Origin of the sequence: Pseudomonas sp. UBA5568 (assembly GCF_002425525.1) — a bacterium.
Classification (GTDB): Bacteria; Pseudomonadota; Gammaproteobacteria; order Pseudomonadales; family Pseudomonadaceae; genus Aquipseudomonas; species Aquipseudomonas fulva.
This window is the reverse complement of sequence record NZ_DIMK01000046.1, coordinates 33,128-49,485: the sequence shown is the minus strand read 5'-3', so window position 1 is coordinate 49,485 and position 16,358 is coordinate 33,128. Positions and strand designations below refer to the sequence as shown.

Genomic DNA, 16,358 nt, shown 5'->3' with positions numbered 1-16,358 from the left:
GGTCGCACGTTCTGCGAGTTGTAGGGCAAGAAAGCCTACCCGGCAACTGCGAGATATGCGGTGTAAGGCGCAGACGGTACTCCCATCCGCCAGGGGTTTCAAGCATCGAACGGTACGCTTGAGCGGCTTTACAGGGCAAATGACCGAGAGTTATAAGAAACCCTCACGGTGTAACCTCACAGGAAGGATGCAGCATGCCCGATAACGCCACCAGCCACAGCGAGAAACGCGATTTCATCCGCATGCGCATCGACACGCCGGTTACCCTGGTACACGAGGGTAAGGTCATCGCCGCGGTGTGTCTCGACCTGTCCAGCAGCGGGATGCAAGTACAGGCGCCTCAGCCGTTCCACGTCGGGGACCGGCTGCAGGTGCGCCTGGAGTCGGATCACCCTTCGCTCGAAGGCTTGCACGCCACCGCGGAAGTCGTGTGGATCGCGGCCCAGGCGGATGGGCAGCACACGTTTGGGCTGCGCATCCTGGCCATGCGGTAGCCTTAGAAATCGTCCTCGACTTCGCCATCGCGCACCTTGAACTCGCGGTTCTGCAGGTAAGCGTTGCGAATGAAGATGTACTTGTCACCCTGAATCAGCTTCTCGGCCGGCAGCAGGCTTGCACGGGTGTCCACCACGTCCAGGGCGAAGGCCGAATTGCGGGTAGGCACATGGTCCACGTAGCGATAAGGCCGGGTGAACGTGTCCGGGTACTTGGCTACGCCATCGCGCACAGTGCTTGGGCCCAGCAAGGGAATGACCACGTACGGGCCGCTGGGCACACCCCAGTAGCCCAGGGTCTGACCGAAGTCTTCATCGCTGCGCTGCAGCCCCATCTTGGTGCCGACATCGAAGAACCCGGCCACGCCGAAGGTGGTGTTGACGATCAAGCGCGCCGTATCCACCCCTGCCGCATGGGGTTTGAGCTGCAGGACGTTGTTGGCCAGGTTGGTCACATCGCCCAGGTTGCGGAACATATTGTGGATGCCGTCTTCGAGAAACTGCGGCGTCACGGCGTCGTAACCCTTGGCGAGCGGCTTGAGCGCGTAGGTATCGAGCGTATCGTTGAAGCGGAAGATCGGGCGATTGACCGCTTCCCAGGGATCTTCTTCAGTGGCGGCCTGAGTAGCCGCCACGGGCGCCAGCAGCATGCTGGCGCATACACAGGCCTGGGTGACTCGTTCGATCACACTGGCACCGATCCTACGCATAGTGTTTCTCCATCAGGATTATCGGCCGCAAGCGCAACGGTCGCGCTGCTGTAGTGCGGCAGTATAGAGTTTTGCAGGCCGATAGACAGCTTTCGGCATCCATGAAGTTTAATGTGACCAAGTGTTACGTCAGTGGTGCTACGCAATGGCAGCAAGATTTAACGAGAACCTGTTGCTCGCCGACCTCATGGATGAAACGAACCGCTTCCCAGCGAATGCGCGAAAAATACGGACACAGCTCAGCGGCTGCCAGCCATGCAAATCCCACGCGAAAGGTTTACGCTCAATACAGGCCAGAACCTTTGCCGCCTCGCTGAGGTCCATGGCTTGCCAAACCTATGATGGAGAAGTGCCAATGCCTGCCCGCGAATTGCAAGAGCGCCTCAACAGCCTGCGCGAGCAACTGGATCGCAACGTGCCGCTTTCGGACGAAGAGCTGGCTGCGCTCCATGAAGAAGCGCGTCAAATCGAAGCGCAGCTGAAGCTGGAAAACGCCACGCCTGACAACAACCTGGCCGACGGTGTGAACCTTGCCGTGGAGCGATTTGAAGCCGACCACCCTGACCTGACGGCCACCCTGCGCAGCATTGCCAACTCGCTGCACAGCATGGGTATCTGAGGCATACGGCTCGGGCTGCTGCGCACACAGCGCAGCGCAGTGGCCTGCCATGACCCGCACTGCGTCCAGGGTCGAACAGCACGCGGCCTGTTGTCAGGGTCGGGTGCGGTTCAACGCAGGCGCACCCCGGCGGCGGTCACTGCCTGGCCAGGCGCCCATTGCTCACGACGATTTCCCCCATGCTGCGGTAGGGGTTGATATCCAGGCCACCCCGGCGCACATACCGGGCATAAACGGTCAAGTGCTCAGGCTGCAAGAGATTCTTCAGGTCCAGGTAAATGCGCTCGACGCATTGTTCATGGAAATCCGCATGCTGGCGGAAGCTGATGAGATAGGTCAGCAGGCTGGCGTGATCGAGCGCCCTGCCCTTATAGGTCACTACCACGCTTCCCCAGTCCGGCTGACCGGTAACCGGGCAGTTGGATTTGAGCAGGTGACTGTGCAGCGTCTCTTCGAGCACCTGATGAGCGTCGCATTGCAACAACTCCGGTTGCGGCTGCGCATAGTTGGAAATAGCCACATCCAGCCCATCGATACAGGTGCCTGGCAAAGCGACCACGCCTTGGGCCTCGACCTCTTCCAGCGTCCTCACCTTCACCCCTACCGCCTTGCCGGCGGCCGCCGAAAGGTCTTTCTCAAGGCACGCCTGCAAGGGCTCGATGCCTGCGAAAACGGTCTGGTTCAAGGAGTTCAGGTACAGCTTGAATGACTTCGATTCGATGATGTTGGGCGAATCGGCGGGGATGGCGAACTCGCCTATGGCTACCACGGGCTTGCCCGAGGGCAGCAGCCAGGACAGCTCGAAACAGTTCCAGTAATCCACCCCTTGCCAGGGAAGCGTCTGCGCGGTGACACCCAGCTCCGCCCATTTGGCGGTGCGTGGGATCGGGAACAGCAGCTCCGGGGAATAGGTGGCGACGTATTCACTGGACTTGCCCAGCGGGGAGTGTTCGGCGGCAGGGTGCATTGGAACTGACCTGAAAGTGTGGAGTGGACGCTAGCGTTCGTACGGTGCGCGCCCCCATTGCTGGGGTAACCCTGTCGTGTACAGGATGACGCGTAGGGCGCCCAGTCTACCCTGTTGCTTGCCGCCTTGCAGCGTCCCTCACTCGATGGTCAGCGGCCCAACCATGCCCGCTTGGTAATGGCCTGGCACATTGCAGGCGAATTCGATGGGTGCAGAGGCCTTGAAGGTCCAGGTCAACTCAGCGCGCTGGCCAGGCATCACCAGCACCGTGTTACCGCCGCCATGCCCATGACCTGCACCGTGATCGTGCCCGCTCATGTCGCCATGCCCCATGCCCTGCTCATCTGCGTCTGCATTGAACAGCTTGGCGTGCATGGCAACCATCTGTTTTTGATGTTCGGCATGCATGGCTTTGTCACCCAGGTTGAACTCGTGGGGCAACTGCCCCTCGTTGATCAACACGAAGCGTACCGTCTCACCTGCCTTGACAGTGAGGCTGGCGGGCTCGAAGGCGATATCCTTGAGCCGCACTTCAACCGTACGGGTGGCCTCCTCGGCTGGTGCAGGCTCACCGAAAGCTAGCGTGTGTGCGGTGCCTGCCTGGGCAAAACTACTGGCCAGCGTCAGTGCGCAGGCAATGATAAAGCGAGACATCGAGGCTCCCATGCGTTGGATTGAACGGCGCCAGATTAAGCCCACGCGACTGCCATCAAGCTGACCGCTGCATTACAAGCGTGTCAGTTTGGTTCAATGCCGCACAGGTCACGTATGATCCTGGCACCCACGCGCCGGCTGGACCTCACTGCGGCGCGCCGCATCAACCGCCGGAGCTTGCCTCAATGAAACTGTTGATCGTCGAAGACCAGGCCCGTACTGGCCAGTACCTGCATCAGGGCCTGAGCGAGGCCGGCTTCACGGTGGAGCTGGCCACCGACGGCGAAACAGGCCAGTTTCTGGCCCTGACGGGCGATCATGACCTGCTGATCCTGGATGTGATGCTGCCAGGGCGCGACGGCTGGCAGATCCTCAAGGCCGTGCGGCAAGCCGGTATCGATACGCCCGTGCTGTTCCTGACCGCCCGCGATGCCGTCGAGGACCGGGTACATGGCTTGGAACTGGGCGCTGATGATTACCTGATCAAGCCATTCGCCTTCTCGGAGCTGCTGGCACGCGTGCGCAGCCTGCTCAGGCGCGGGTCCACGCCCAGTGCCGATACCTTGCTGACGGTAGCAGACCTGCGCCTTGACCTGATTCGTCGACGTGTCGAGCGCGGCGGCCAACGCATCGACCTGACCGCCAAGGAGTTCGGTTTGCTCGAACTGCTGCTGCGCCGTCAGGGCGAGGTGCTGTCCAAGGCGCTCATTGCGTCCCAGGTTTGGGACATGAACTTTGCCAGCGACACCAACGTGATCGAAGTGGCCATCCGCCGACTGCGGGCCAAGGTGGACGATGCCTACGAGGACAAGCTGATCCATACGGTACGCGGCATGGGTTATGTGCTGGAAGTGCGCCCATCGTGAGGCGCCGCATTTCGCTGACCAGTCGCCTGGCGCTGCTGTTCGCTGCCTGCACCGCTGCGGTTTCGCTCGGGGCGGGCCTGGTGTTCAATCAGGCCAGCGAGCAGCATTTCATCGAACTTGACCAGCAGTTGCTGGCCTCGCGCTTGTCGTTGTTGCGCCGTCACCTGACGGACGTCGGCACGCAGGCCGACCTGCAAACCCGCCTGCCGGCCCTGCGCGAGGAGCTGAGCCATCAGGCCGACCTGTCCGTCCGGGTAACCTCGGGTGGGGGCGTCACTTGGTTCGAGAGCCAGGCCGGCCTCCCCCCGGCGCCCTCCTCCACGGGGTTGAACACGCTGCATGCGCAGGGCATTGACTACCGCAGCCTTGCTGTGGCGCTGATACCAGGCAGCGCGACCTCGCCGCAACTTGTGTTGTACCTCGACATCACCCATCACCAGCATTTTCTGCAAGGCATGCAGCGCCTGATCTGGCTGACTGTCGGACTGTCGGCGCTGGTCACCGCCCTGCTGGGCGCCTGGGCGGCGCGCAGCGGCCTGCGGCCCTTGAGGCAGATGGGCCGCATCACCGCACGCGTCTCTGCCCGTTCGCTCACCACCCGGCTACCCGTGGAGCAAATGCCCGCCGAACTGGCTCAATTGGCTGACAGCCTCAATGCCATGCTGCAGCGCCTGGACGATGCGTTTCAGCGCCTGTCGGCGTTTTCGGCCGACATCGCCCATGAGCTGCGCACGCCGCTGTCCAACCTGCTGACCCACACCCAGGTCACCCTGACTCGCCCACGCAGCCTCGACACCTACCGAGAGGCCTTGCACGACAACCTCGAAGAATTGCAGGCGATGGCGCAGATGATCAATGACATGCTCTTTCTCGCCAAGGCTGACCAGGGACTACTCACACCAGGTGACACCCCACTTGCCCTGCATGATGAAGTGGATTCTCTACTGGAGTTTTACGCCCTGGCTGCTGAAGAAGCGGCCGTGCAGCTGACACGCGAGGGACAGGCGTGGCTGCCCGGCGACAGGACCATGCTGCGCCGGGCGCTCTCCAACTTGCTCGACAACGCCCTGCGTTTCACGCCGACGGGGGGACAGGTGCGGATCACGCTGGCGACAGGACCGCGCATCACCGTGAGCAATACCGGCAGCGCCATCGAGGCGACGGCATTGCCTAGGCTGTTCGATCGTTTCTACCGGGTGGACCCGTCCAGGCATGAAGGCGGGGGCGAACATGCCGGGCTGGGCCTGGCGATCACGCGGTCGATCGTGCAGGCCCATGGCGGGCGGATTCAGGTGGCGTGCGAGGCGGGGTGGACCCGCTTCACGCTCGATTTCTCAGGCCGGTAAAGGCTTGGTCAAACCGCCAGGCCAATGGCCGGTTGTACCTGGGAAGCCCGGTAGGCTGGGTAGAGGGTAGCCAGGAAGCTCATCACCAGCCCTGCCGCGCAGATCATCACCACATCCCCGCTTTGCAGCTCCGAGGGCAGGCTGCTGATGAAGTACACGTCGGAGGTGAAGATATGCTGACCGCTGATGCGCTCCAGCCAGCCCACGATCTGGCTCACGTTGAGCGCGGCGATGACCCCGAGCACCCCACCGATCAGCGTGCCGACGACGCCGATCAAGCTGCCCTGGACCATGAATGTCCCCATGATCTGCGCAGGCGTTGCCCCCAGGGTGCGCAGGATGGCGATATCCGGCCCTTTGTCGTTCACCACCATGACCAAGGTGGCGATGATGTTGAACGCGGCCACGGCGATGATCATCAGCAACAACAGGCCGATCATGGTCTTTTCCATCTTCATGGCGCTGAACAGGCTGCCTTGGGTGTGGGACCAGTCATCTGCCCGGTAGCCCTCGCCAAGCTGCGCTGCGATGGCCTTGGAGACTTGCGGGGCGGCATACAGGTCATGCAGCTTCAGCCGCACACCTTGAACCTGGCCGGGTGCCCAACGCTGCATGGTCGCGGCATCGGCCATGTGAATGTAGGCCTGGGAGCCATCGAGCTCGGCGCCCACCTTGAAAATGCCCACCACGGTCAAGCGCTGCATGCGTGGGGTGATCCCGCCAGGCTCGCTGCTGATCTCAGGCACGATCAAGGTCAGTTTGTCCCCGGTATTCAGGCGAAAACGGCGGGCCGTCAGCTCGCCAATCACCACGCCGAACTCGCCGGGCTGCAAGTCCTGCAAGCGGCCCTGAACGATGTGCCGCCCTACGATCGAAACCTTGTTTTCCTCGGCCGGATCGATACCGCCCACCTGAATGGGTTGCATGGCGCCCTTATAGGACAACATGCCTTCCATCTCGGTGATCGGGGCCGCGGCAACCACGGCAGGGTTTTTCATGGCCGCATCGGCCACCTGCTGCCAGTTGTCCAGCGGCTGCTGGCCCAGAATGGCCGCGTGGGGGACCAAGCCCAGGATGCGCGAGCTCATTTCGCGCTGGAAGCCGTTCATCACCGACAGCACCACGATCATGGCCAGCACGCCCAGGGACAGGCCGATCATCGAGGTCATGGAGATGAACGAGATGAAATGGTTGCGACGCTTGGCCCGGGTATAGCGCGCGCCGATGAAGATGGGCAGGGGTCTGAACATGTGCGAATACACCCAATCAAAACAGGTCGCGGGATGAAAGGGTCATCCCGCTCGGTCGGTCAGATCGCCACCAGGTGGCCATTGTCGAGTTTCAGTACACGGTCCATCTGACGCGCAAGGCTCAGGTCGTGGGTCACCACCAGGAACGCCGTGCGCGAAGCACTGGACAGTTCCTGCATCAATTCCTGGATGCCTTGGGCAGTGTGGTGATCGAGGTTCCCGGTGGGTTCGTCCAGCATCACCAGGCCCGGGCGGTTGACCAGCGCACGCGCAATGGCCACCCGCTGACGCTCACCGCCAGACAGCTCGGCCGGCTTGTGATTGAGGCGATGCCCCAGCCCAACGCGTTTGAGCAGCGCCTCGGCACGTTCACGCGCCTCTGGGATAGCGGTACGGCCGATGAGCAGCGGCATGCACACGTTCTCCAGGGCCGTGAATTCGGGCAGCAGGTGATGAAACTGGTACACGAAGCCCAACTCGCGGTTGCGCAGCAGGCCACGGGCGCGCTCGCCCAACGCCGACAGCTCCTCGCCGGCCAACCACACGCTGCCCTGTGTGGGGCGATCCAGGCCGCCCAGCAGGTTGAGCAAGGTGCTCTTGCCCGACCCCGAACTGCCGACGATGGCGATGCGCTCGCCGGCGTGCAGTTCCAGGTTCAGGCCAGACAACACCTGCACCGACTCGGGGCCCTCGTCGTAGGACTTGCCCAGGTTGCGGCAACTCAGAACGGCTTTATCACTCATGCGCGACTCACTCATAACGTAACGCCTCTGCCGGCTGGGTGCGTGCCGCACGCCAGGCAGGGTACAGGGTGGCGAAGAAACTCAGGACCAATGCCGCACCACAGACCATGTACACGTCCTGGGCCTGGATCTGCGAGGGCAGGTAATCGATGAAATACACGTCGGCGTTGAGGAATTTGTGGCCGATCAAATGCTCGATCCCGGCGATGGCCGTACTGACGTTGAGCGCGGCGATGATGCCCACCACGGCGCCGATCAACGTGCCCACGACACCGATCACGGTGCCCTGCACCATGAAGATGAGCATGATCTGCCCGGGGGTGGCACCCAACGTGCGCAGAATGGCGATGTCCCCTCGCTTGTCGTTGACCACCATCACCAGCGTGGAAATGATGTTGAACGCGGCAACAGCGACGATCAGCAGCAACAGCAGGCCGATCATGGCTTTTTCCATGCGAATGGCCTGGTAGAGGTTGCCATGGGTACGGGTCCAGTCGCGGCTGTAGAAGTCCTGGTCGCCCAGCTGTTGGGCGATGTCGTAAGCCACCCGCGGGGCCTGGAACAGGTCATCGAACTTCAAGCGCAGGCCCTGCACCTGGTCGGGCTTCCAGCGGTGCAGGCGCGACAGGTCGGCGATGTTGGTCAGCCCCAGGTAACCGTCGATTTCGCCGGCCCCCACATGGAAGGTGCCGACCACGGTGAAGCGCTTCATGCGCGGGAACATGCCGGCCGGTGTAACGCTGACTTCCGGGGCCACGAAGGTGAGTTTGTCACCGACGGCCACGCCCAGCTTGGCTGCCGCCTTGTCGCCGATCATGATGCCCCACTCACCGGGCGCCAACTGGTCCAGCCGGCCCTGCTGGACGAAGTTATCGATGATCGATACCTCCCGTTCCCGGGCCGGATCGATGCCGTTGAGCAACACCTTCTGCACCTTGCCGTCATGGGTAAGCAAACCCTGCATCTGGGTGAAGGGCGCGACCGCCACCACCTGCGGATTCTGCTTTACTTGTTCGGCAAGGGCAGGCCAGTCGGCGATGGGCTGGCCGCTCTCGAGCGTGGCGTGAGGGATCATGCCCAACACGCGGGTGCGCATCTCGTGGTCGAACCCGTTCATCACCGACAGCACCACGATCATGACTACCACGCCCAGGGCGAGGCCGATCATCGAGGTCAGGGAAATGAACGAGACGAAGTGATTGCGACGTTTGGCACGGGTATAACGCGTGCCGATGAATGCGAAAAGAGGTCTGAACATGTCGGGGCTTGTTCGGATGGAAGGGAACGTCCTTGTGGCGAGGCGCCTACGGCGGCTTTACACTCGGACCACCGCCGCTACCATGGGTTCGCCATGACGACATTAGACGAAGAAGATCGCCGCGAATACTACCGCATTGCTGATCGGATCGCACTTCAAATCAGCCCATTGAGCGCGGCCCAAGCCCTTGATCCAGATGTGTTGCAGGATGATTCCCCACTGTTCAATCTGCTCAGCGAGCTGCACCTGGCCGACTTCGAGGCCCAGCACCTGCTGCGCCAGCTCAGCGACAAGGACCGCACCCTCGCAGCGTTTCTGCGGGTACAGAACAAGCGCCTGGACGTGCTCAGCGCCGTGGTCGCCCATACCCTGCTGGGCGAGGTAGGCCAACCGCAGGCAGTGGTGATGTCCGAAGGCGGTCTGGAGTGCGTCCAGCCAGGGCCTTTTGCACCGGGTACCCAAGTGAAGGTACAAATGGTGCTGATGCCACGCGCCCATGGCCTGCTGTTGCGTGGCAAGATCACCCATTGCGAGGCCAGGCCCGAGGAGGGCTTCGAGGTCGGCATCGAGTTCATCGACATGGTCGATGCCCAGCGCCAGCTGCTTGCCCGCTACATCCTGCAGCGCCAGCAGCAGCAAAGACGCCAGCAACTGGAACAGAACGCCCCATCACCCTGACTCCATTTTTCTCACTGAAGGAACGAACGTGACCCTGATCTATGGCCATCGCGGCGCCAAGGGCGAAGCGCCCGAGAACACCCTGAACAGCTTCCGCCAGTGCCTGTCCCACGGCATCATGCGCTGCGAGCTGGATCTGCACCTGTCGGCCGACAACCAGCTGATGGTGATCCATGACCCTACCCTCAAGCGCACCACCGGCAAGCGCGGCAAGGTGGTCGAGCACCCGGCCGAAGACCTGGTCAAGCTCGACGCACGTCAGGGTGGCCCGGGCTGGGTCCAGCCCTGCCCCATCCCACGCCTGGAAGAGTTGTTCGAGAAATGCCCGTTCGAGCACTGGCAGCTGGAGGTCAAGAGCGCCTCGCGCACCCGCGCAGCCAGCACGGTGCTGGCCATTCGCGAACTGGCCCAGCAGTTTGGCTTGCTGGACAAGGTAACGATCACCTCCAGTTCACGCGAAGTGCTGGGCGCCGCTCAAGAACTGGTGCCGGATGTGCAACGCGGCCTGGTGGCCGAGTACGCCTGGCTCGACCCGCTGAAAGTTGCACAGAACTATGGTTGCCAGATGCTGGCCTTGAACTGGACGCTGTGCACCCCGGAACGCCTGCAAAAAGCGCAAAAGCAGGGCTTGCACGTGTCGGTATGGACGGTCAACGAGCCGGCACTGATGCGCCGGCTCGCTGATTTTGGCGTGGACAGCCTGATTACAGACTTTCCCGGTTTGGCCAGGACCACCCTCGGGCAGGGTTGAATTCGGTCTCTCCGACCGGCTCAGGCCACCGGTCGGAGCCGCTCAAAAAAGCCGGTTCAGACCGTCATAGGCCGCTACTCGATAGGCTTCGGCCATGGTCGGGTAGTTGAACGTGGTGTTCACGAAGTACTTGAGGTTGTTCAGCTCGCCCGGCTGGTTCATCACCGCCTGGCCGATATGCACGATTTCCGACGCCTGATAGCCGAAGCAGTGCACACCCAGCACCTGCAGCGTCTCGCGGTGGAACAGGATTTTCAGCATGCCCTGGGGCTCACCGGCAATCTGCGCCCGGGCCATGCTCTTGAAGAAGGCCTTGCCCACTTCATAGGGCACCTTGGCCTGGGTCAGTTCCTGCTCGTTCTTGCCGATCGAGCTGATCTCCGGAATGGTGTAGATACCCGTCGGTACATCGTTGACGAAACGCCAGCTGCCGTTGTCGACGATGCTCCCTGCAGCCGAGCGGCCCTGGTCGTGCGCGGCACTGGCCAGGCTTGGCCAGCCAATCACGTCGCCGGCGCCGTAGATGTTCGGCACGCTGGTGCGGTAGGCCTCGTCCACTTCGATCTGGCCGCGGCTGTTGACCTTGATGCCGATGTTCTCAAGCCCCAGCTTGTCGGTGTTGCCGGTACGCCCGTTGCACCAGAGCAAAGCATCGGCCTTGATCTTCTTGCCCGACTTCAGGTGCAGGATGACACCGTTGTCCAGCCCCTCGACCCGCTCATAATCTTCGTTGTGGCGCACGGTGATGTTGTTGTTGCTGAAGTGGTAGCTCAGGGCCTGGGAGATTTCCGAATCCAGGAAGCTGAGCAATTGCCCACGGTTGTCCACCAGTTCGACCAGCACACCCAGGCCGCTGAAGATCGAGGCGTATTCGCACCCGATCACCCCGGCGCCATAGACGATCAGCTTGCGCGGGGTATGGCTCAAGCTGAGGATGGTGTCGCTGTCGTACACACGCGGGTGGTTGAAGTCGATGTCTGCTGGCCGGTAAGGGCGCGAACCGGTGGCAATGATGATGTGCTTGGCGTTGAGTTTTTCTACCACGCCATTGGGGCAGACCACTTCGACGGTCTGCTCGTCGGCGAAGCTGCCGGTGCCGAAGAACAGGTCGACGCGGTTGCGGGCATAGTAGCCCGTACGCGAGGCCACCTGTTTGGCGATGACCTTCTCGGCGCTCTTGAGCACGTCCGGGAAGGAGAACCAACGCGGCTCGCCGATGGCGCGGAACATGGTGTTGGTGTTGAACTGCATGATCTGCCGCACCGAGTGACGCAGTGCCTTGGAGGGGATGGTGCCCAAGTGGGTGCAGTTACCCCCGACCTGGCGGCGGGTGTCGACCATCGCCACCTTGCGCCCTGCTTTGGCGGCGTTCATTGCCGCACCTTCCCCGGCTGGGCCGGAACCCAGCACCACTACGTCGTAGTTGTAGACAGCCATGCGTACTCCTTCAGAACTGGCCCGCAAGCCACGGTCGCTTGCGGCGCACGATCATGCCGCCTGGGCGCCATGAGAAAAAATCGGGTGCAGTCTAATCAAGCATGAACGGCGCGCACATTAACCCTTGGTCGCGTCGTAGGCCAATTTCGCCCGCACTACATAAACCACCTTCTCCTTGGCGGCAATCATCCTCGTCCCCGCTTTCGATCACCTTTCACTACCTGCTCAGGCGAAAAAACCGCTCAGGTACCTGCCAAACGGCGGTCATTGTCCCTGAAATGTCGCGTTGAGTCACTCGGTGCCCCCTGCGCTCTGCGAGTACAAGCACCCGTGCCCGGCCGCCCAAACGAAAACGGGAACCCGAAGGTTCCCGTGTGTTCAGCGTCTGAACGGCCGATCAGCGTGGAAAGGCAGGTGGGTTGACCCCGGCCATGTCTTCCATCACGCGCACGACCTGGCAGCTGTAGCCGAATTCGTTGTCATACCACACGTACAGCACGACGCGGTTGTCGTTGCAGATGGTGGCCTCGGCGTCTACCACACCGGCGTGGCGCGAGCCCACGAAGTCGGTGGAGACCACTTCCTGGGAGCTGACGTAGTCGATCTGCTTGTGCAGGTCCGAGTGCATGGCCGTCTGGCGCAGGTACTCGTTGATTTCCTCGCGGCTGGTGGCCTTTTCCAGGTTCAGGTTGAGGATGGCCATCGACACGTTCGGCGTCGGCACGCGAATGGCGTTGCCGGTCAACTTGCCCTTGAGCACTGGCAGGGCCTTGGCGGCGGCGGTGGCAGCACCGGTTTCGGTGATGACCATGTTCAGCGGCGCGGCGCGGCCACGGCGGCTGCCCTTGTGGAAGTTGTCGATCAGGTTCTGGTCGTTGGTGAACGAGTGAACGGTTTCGACGTGGCCGTTGACGATGCCGTACTGGTCGTTGACGGCCTTGAGCACCGGCACGATGGCGTTGGTGGTGCAGGAGGCGGCGGAGATGATCTTGTCATCGGCCGTGATCTCGCCATGGTTGATGCCGTGCACGATGTTCTTCAGGGCACCCTTGCCAGGTGCGGTGAGGATCACGCGGCTGGCACCCGGGCACGCCAGGTGCTGGCCCAGGCCGTCGGCATCACGCCATACGCCGGTGTTGTCCACGATCAGCGCGTTGTCGATACCGTACTGGGTGTAGTCGACTTCGCTCGGGTTCTTGGCATAGATGATCTGAATCAGGTTGCCGTTGGCCGTCAGGGTGTTGTTGGCTTCGTCGATGGTGATGGTGCCATCGAACGGCCCGTGCACCGAGTCACGACGCAGCAGGCTGGCACGCTTGACCAGATCGTTCTCGGCACCTTTGCGCACGACGATGGCACGCAGGCGCAGGCCGTCGCCGCCACCGGTCTTCTCGATCAGGATACGCGCCAGCAGGCGACCGATACGGCCGAAACCATACAGCACGACGTCGGTGCCCTTGCGCGCAGCGGCGTTCTGCTGGCCCACCACGTCGGCCAGCTCCTCACGCACGAACTGCTCGGCGCTGCGGCCGTTGCCTTCGAGCTTGAACTTGTTGGCCAGCTTGCCCAGGTCGACCGAGGCGGCGCCCAGCTTCAGCTCGCTCATGGCCTTGAGCAGGGGGAATGTCTCGTGAACGGACAGTTCGGTTTCGTCGGTCTGGCGATGACGCGCAAAGCGGTGTGCCTTGAGGATCGAGATAACCGAACGGTTGATCAGGCTGCGGCCATAGATCGAGCTCACCACATTGTTGTTGCGGTAGAGCTGACCGATAAGCGGGATCATCGCTTCAGCCAGGGCTTCACGATCGATCCACTCACCAAGACACTGGTCGGGCTTCTGAGTCACGGGAACCTTCCACATGTAGGGACAGAAAAAAGGGGCTACATTATGACGCCCCGATGCGTAACCGGCAATGAGCGCCTGTCGAGGTCACGCACATCGATCATCCTGCCCCATTGGAGCCTGACAGCCGCCAGCGTCACCGGTACAATCGGTCTCTTTGCCGAAACGCTTGGAGTGCAATCTCCCGTGTCAGTTCTGCGCCTACCGCAACTGTCGGCTACCGCCGGCAAACAAACCTGGGGCAACCTGCCCGGTGCCGCCCTCAGCCTTGCCATCGCCGAGGCCGCCAGCAGCGCTGGCCGCTTTACCCTGCTACTGACGGCAGACAGCCAGGCCGCCGACCGCCTGGAGCAGGAACTGAAGTTCTTCGCGCCCGAGTTGCCAGTGCTGCCGTTTCCCGACTGGGAGACCCTGCCCTACGACCTGTTCTCGCCCCACCAGGACATCATCTCCCAGCGCATCGCCAGCCTGTACCGGTTGCCCGAGCTGAGCCACGGCATCCTGGTGGTGCCCATTACCACGGCCTTGCATCGCCTGGCCCCTACCCGCTTCCTGCTAGGCAGCAGCCTGGTGCTGGACGTGGGCCAGACCATCGATGTGGAGCAGATGCGCAGCCGCCTCGAAGCCAGTGGCTACCGCTGCGTCGACACCGTCTATGAGCATGGCGAGTTCGCCGTGCGTGGGGCCTTGATCGACCTGTTCCCGATGGGCAGCAAGCTGCCCTACCGCATCGACCTGTTCGACGACGAAATCGAGACGCTGCGCACGTTCGACCCCGAGACCCAGCGCTCGATCGACAAGGTCGACTCCATTCGCCTGCTGCCGGCTCGCGAATTTCCGATGCAAAAAGAGGAAGTCACTCGGTTCAAGGCACGCTTTCGCGAGCGTTTCGACGTGGATTTTCGCCGCAGCGCGATCTTCCAGGACCTGGCCAGCGGCATCATCCCGTCAGGCATCGAGTACTACCTGCCGCTGTTCTTCGAAGAAACCTCGACCCTGTTCGACTACTTGCCAGCCGATACCCAGGTGTTTTCGCTGCCGGGCGTCGAGCAGGCGGCCGAGCATTTCTGGAACGACGTGCGTGGGCGCTATGAGGACCGCCGGGGCGACCTGAGCCGGCCCTTGCTGCCGCCGGCCGAGCTGTTCATGCCAGTGGAAGACTGTTTCGCACGCCTCAAGCAGTGGCCAAGGGTGGTGGTCAGCCGCGATGACCTGGACCCCGGCGCCGGGCGCCAGCGCTTCGCCGCCCGCGCCCTGCCCGACCTTGCCATCGAAGCCAAGGCTAACCAGCCGCTGGCGGCATTGGCAGGGTTTCTCGACCAGTTCGATGGCCGCGTCTTGTTCACCGCAGAATCGGCCGGGCGCCGCGAAGTGCTGCTCGAGCTGCTCGAACGGCTCAAGCTGCGCCCGAACACGGTCGAAGGCTGGACCGACTTCGTCACCGGCAGCGAACGCCTTAACATCACCATCGCACCGCTCGACGAAGGCCTGCTGCTCGACGACCCGGCCATGGCCCTGATCGCCGAAAGCCCGCTGTTCGGTCAGCGGGTGATGCAGCGCCGCCGCCGCGACAAGCGCGGCGAAACCGCCAACGACGCCGTCATCAAGAACCTGACCGAGCTGCGCGAAGGCGCACCGGTGGTGCACATCGACCATGGCGTAGGCCGCTACCTAGGCCTGGCCACGCTGGAAATCGACGGCCAGGCCGCCGAGTTCCTTACCCTTGAATACGCCGAGGGCGCCAAGCTCTACGTACCGGTTGCCAACCTGCACCTGATCGCCCGCTACACCGGCAGCGATGACGCGCTGGCGCCCCTGCACCGCCTGGGCTCGGAAACCTGGCAGAAAGCCAAGCGCAAGGCTGCCGAACAGGTACGCGATGTCGCCGCCGAGCTGCTCGACATCTATGCCCGCCGAGCAGCGCGCAAGGGTTATGCGTTCGCCGACCCCGCCGCCGACTACGCCACGTTCAGCGCAGGCTTCCCGTTCGAGGAAACCCCCGACCAGCAAGCGGCCATCGAAGCGGTACGCGCCGACATGCTGGCGCCCAAGCCCATGGACCGCCTGGTGTGCGGCGACGTGGGCTTCGGCAAGACCGAGGTGGCCATGCGTGCAGCGTTCATCGCCGTGCACAGCGGTCGCCAGGTGGCTGTGCTGGTGCCCACTACCCTGCTGGCCCAGCAGCATTACAACAGTTTCCGCGACCGATTCGCGGACTGGCCGGTCACCGTCGAGGTGATGAGCCGCTTCAAATCGGCCAAGGAAGTGGCCACCGCCGCGGCCGAGCTGGCCGAGGGCAAGATCGACATCCTGATCGGCACCCACAAGCTGCTCCAGGACGATGTGCGCTTCAAGGACCTGGGCCTGGCCATCATCGACGAAGAGCATCGTTTCGGTGTGCGTCAGAAAGAGCAGCTCAAGGCGCTGCGCAGCGAAGTGGACATCCTCACCCTGACCGCCACGCCCATCCCGCGCACCTTGAACATGGCTGTGGCGGGTATGCGCGATCTGTCGATCATCGCCACGCCACCGGCGCGGCGCCTGTCGGTGCGCACCTTCGTCATGGAACAGAACAACAGCACCGTCAAGGAAGCGCTGCTGCGCGAACTGCTGCGCGGCGGCCAGGTGTACTACCTGCACAACGATGTGAAAACCATCGAGAAATGCGCCGCCGACCTGGCCGAGCTGGTCCCCGAGGCGCGCATCGGCATTGGCCACGGCCAGATGCGCGAGCGCGAGCTG

The 16,358-nt window shown here is 62.6% G+C and carries 15 protein-coding genes; 7 read left to right on the top strand and 8 right to left on the bottom strand.

Annotation, left to right across the window (positions count from 1 at the left end; genetic code table 11):
- Positions 1–194 precede the first annotated feature (194 nt).
- Positions 195–494 (top strand): PilZ domain-containing protein, encoded by a 300-nt coding sequence (locus B2S33_RS14515; protein WP_027915072.1) that lies wholly within the window; start codon positions 195–197, stop codon positions 492–494.
- A 2-nt stretch (positions 495–496) separates the two neighbouring features.
- Here the strand turns inward: B2S33_RS14515 and B2S33_RS14510 are convergent, their stop codons facing one another.
- The gene (locus tag B2S33_RS14510) at positions 497–1,204 is read right to left on the bottom strand and encodes an MlaA family lipoprotein (RefSeq protein WP_027915073.1); all 708 of its coding nucleotides are present in this window, start codon (positions 1,202–1,204) and stop codon (positions 497–499) included.
- Positions 1,205–1,559: 355 nt separating this feature from the next.
- On the opposite strand from B2S33_RS14510, the gene B2S33_RS14505 reads away from it, so the two are divergent.
- Complete coding sequence (locus B2S33_RS14505; protein ID WP_023534264.1) at positions 1,560–1,823, top strand: DUF4404 family protein; 264 nt, start codon at positions 1,560–1,562, stop codon at positions 1,821–1,823.
- 136 nt (positions 1,824–1,959) lie between these two features.
- Here the strand turns inward: B2S33_RS14505 and queF are convergent, their stop codons facing one another.
- Together queF and B2S33_RS14495 are read right to left on the bottom strand one after the other, a co-directional pair.
- Complete coding sequence (gene queF, locus B2S33_RS14500; RefSeq protein ID WP_028687358.1) at positions 1,960–2,790, bottom strand: NADPH-dependent 7-cyano-7-deazaguanine reductase QueF; 831 nt, start codon at positions 2,788–2,790, stop codon at positions 1,960–1,962.
- Between the two features lie 138 nt (positions 2,791–2,928).
- Positions 2,929–3,444, bottom strand: coding sequence for a cupredoxin domain-containing protein (locus B2S33_RS14495; protein WP_288650547.1), 516 nt, complete (start codon positions 3,442–3,444; stop codon positions 2,929–2,931).
- A gap of 185 nt (positions 3,445–3,629) precedes the next feature.
- On the opposite strand from B2S33_RS14495, the gene B2S33_RS14490 reads away from it, so the two are divergent.
- Both B2S33_RS14490 and B2S33_RS14485 read left to right on the top strand, forming a co-directional pair.
- Positions 3,630–4,310, top strand: coding sequence for a heavy metal response regulator transcription factor (locus tag B2S33_RS14490; RefSeq protein WP_027915076.1), 681 nt, complete (start codon positions 3,630–3,632; stop codon positions 4,308–4,310).
- Positions 4,307–5,656 (top strand): heavy metal sensor histidine kinase, encoded by a 1,350-nt coding sequence (locus tag B2S33_RS14485; RefSeq protein WP_125922367.1) that lies wholly within the window; start codon positions 4,307–4,309, stop codon positions 5,654–5,656. Before B2S33_RS14490 ends, B2S33_RS14485 begins: the two co-directional genes overlap by 4 nt.
- 8 nt (positions 5,657–5,664) lie before the next feature.
- On the opposite strand, the gene B2S33_RS14480 is transcribed toward B2S33_RS14485, so the two are convergent.
- From B2S33_RS14480 to B2S33_RS14470, 3 genes are read right to left on the bottom strand one after another with little or no spacing between them, the layout of a single operon-like run.
- Complete coding sequence (locus B2S33_RS14480) at positions 5,665–6,906, bottom strand: lipoprotein-releasing ABC transporter permease subunit (RefSeq protein WP_023534194.1); 1,242 nt, start codon at positions 6,904–6,906, stop codon at positions 5,665–5,667.
- A gap of 59 nt (positions 6,907–6,965) precedes the next feature.
- Positions 6,966–7,649: a lipoprotein-releasing ABC transporter ATP-binding protein LolD gene (lolD, locus tag B2S33_RS14475; protein ID WP_174435400.1), complete on the bottom strand. Its 684-nt coding sequence runs from the start codon at positions 7,647–7,649 to the stop codon at positions 6,966–6,968.
- A 7-nt stretch (positions 7,650–7,656) separates the two neighbouring features.
- Positions 7,657–8,907: a lipoprotein-releasing ABC transporter permease subunit gene (locus B2S33_RS14470; RefSeq protein WP_027915079.1), complete on the bottom strand. Its 1,251-nt coding sequence runs from the start codon at positions 8,905–8,907 to the stop codon at positions 7,657–7,659.
- Positions 8,908–9,000: 93 nt separating this feature from the next.
- Between B2S33_RS14470 and B2S33_RS14465 the strand changes: the two genes are divergently transcribed.
- Both B2S33_RS14465 and B2S33_RS14460 read left to right on the top strand, forming a co-directional pair.
- Complete coding sequence (locus B2S33_RS14465; RefSeq protein WP_088523568.1) at positions 9,001–9,585, top strand: PilZ domain-containing protein; 585 nt, start codon at positions 9,001–9,003, stop codon at positions 9,583–9,585.
- 28 nt (positions 9,586–9,613) lie between these two features.
- Positions 9,614–10,336, top strand: coding sequence for a glycerophosphodiester phosphodiesterase (locus B2S33_RS14460; protein ID WP_027915081.1), 723 nt, complete (start codon positions 9,614–9,616; stop codon positions 10,334–10,336).
- 42 nt (positions 10,337–10,378) lie between these two features.
- On the opposite strand, the gene sthA is transcribed toward B2S33_RS14460, so the two are convergent.
- The gene (sthA, locus tag B2S33_RS14455) at positions 10,379–11,773 is read right to left on the bottom strand and encodes a Si-specific NAD(P)(+) transhydrogenase (protein ID WP_023534167.1); all 1,395 of its coding nucleotides are present in this window, start codon (positions 11,771–11,773) and stop codon (positions 10,379–10,381) included.
- 397 nt (positions 11,774–12,170) lie between these two features.
- A complete protein-coding gene (locus B2S33_RS14450; RefSeq protein ID WP_027915082.1) occupies positions 12,171–13,634 on the bottom strand; it encodes a glyceraldehyde-3-phosphate dehydrogenase in 1,464 nt (487 codons plus the stop codon).
- A 168-nt stretch (positions 13,635–13,802) separates the two neighbouring features.
- On the opposite strand from B2S33_RS14450, the gene B2S33_RS14445 reads away from it, so the two are divergent.
- A partial coding sequence (locus B2S33_RS14445; RefSeq protein ID WP_288650545.1) for a transcription-repair coupling factor occupies positions 13,803–16,358 on the top strand: 2,556 nt, incomplete at its 3' end.

Excerpts from the sequence above, each read along its gene's own strand:
- B2S33_RS14515 (WP_027915072.1), top strand. The coding sequence starts at position 195 with ATGCCCGATAACGCCACCAGCCACAGCGAGAAACGCGATTTCATCCGC.
- B2S33_RS14510 (WP_027915073.1), bottom strand. The coding sequence starts at position 1,204 with ATGCGTAGGATCGGTGCCAGTGTGATCGAACGAGTCACCCAGGCCTGT.
- B2S33_RS14505 (WP_023534264.1), top strand. The coding sequence starts at position 1,560 with ATGCCTGCCCGCGAATTGCAAGAGCGCCTCAACAGCCTGCGCGAGCAA.
- queF (WP_028687358.1), bottom strand. The coding sequence starts at position 2,790 with ATGCACCCTGCCGCCGAACACTCCCCGCTGGGCAAGTCCAGTGAATAC.
- B2S33_RS14495 (WP_288650547.1), bottom strand. The coding sequence starts at position 3,444 with ATGTCTCGCTTTATCATTGCCTGCGCACTGACGCTGGCCAGTAGTTTT.
- B2S33_RS14490 (WP_027915076.1), top strand. The coding sequence starts at position 3,630 with ATGAAACTGTTGATCGTCGAAGACCAGGCCCGTACTGGCCAGTACCTG.
- B2S33_RS14480 (WP_023534194.1), bottom strand. The coding sequence starts at position 6,906 with ATGTTCAGACCCCTGCCCATCTTCATCGGCGCGCGCTATACCCGGGCC.
- lolD (WP_174435400.1), bottom strand. The coding sequence starts at position 7,649 with ATGAGTGATAAAGCCGTTCTGAGTTGCCGCAACCTGGGCAAGTCCTAC.
- B2S33_RS14470 (WP_027915079.1), bottom strand. The coding sequence starts at position 8,907 with ATGTTCAGACCTCTTTTCGCATTCATCGGCACGCGTTATACCCGTGCC.
- B2S33_RS14465 (WP_088523568.1), top strand. The coding sequence starts at position 9,001 with ATGACGACATTAGACGAAGAAGATCGCCGCGAATACTACCGCATTGCT.
- sthA (WP_023534167.1), bottom strand. The coding sequence starts at position 11,773 with ATGGCTGTCTACAACTACGACGTAGTGGTGCTGGGTTCCGGCCCAGCC.
- B2S33_RS14450 (WP_027915082.1), bottom strand. The coding sequence starts at position 13,634 with ATGTGGAAGGTTCCCGTGACTCAGAAGCCCGACCAGTGTCTTGGTGAG.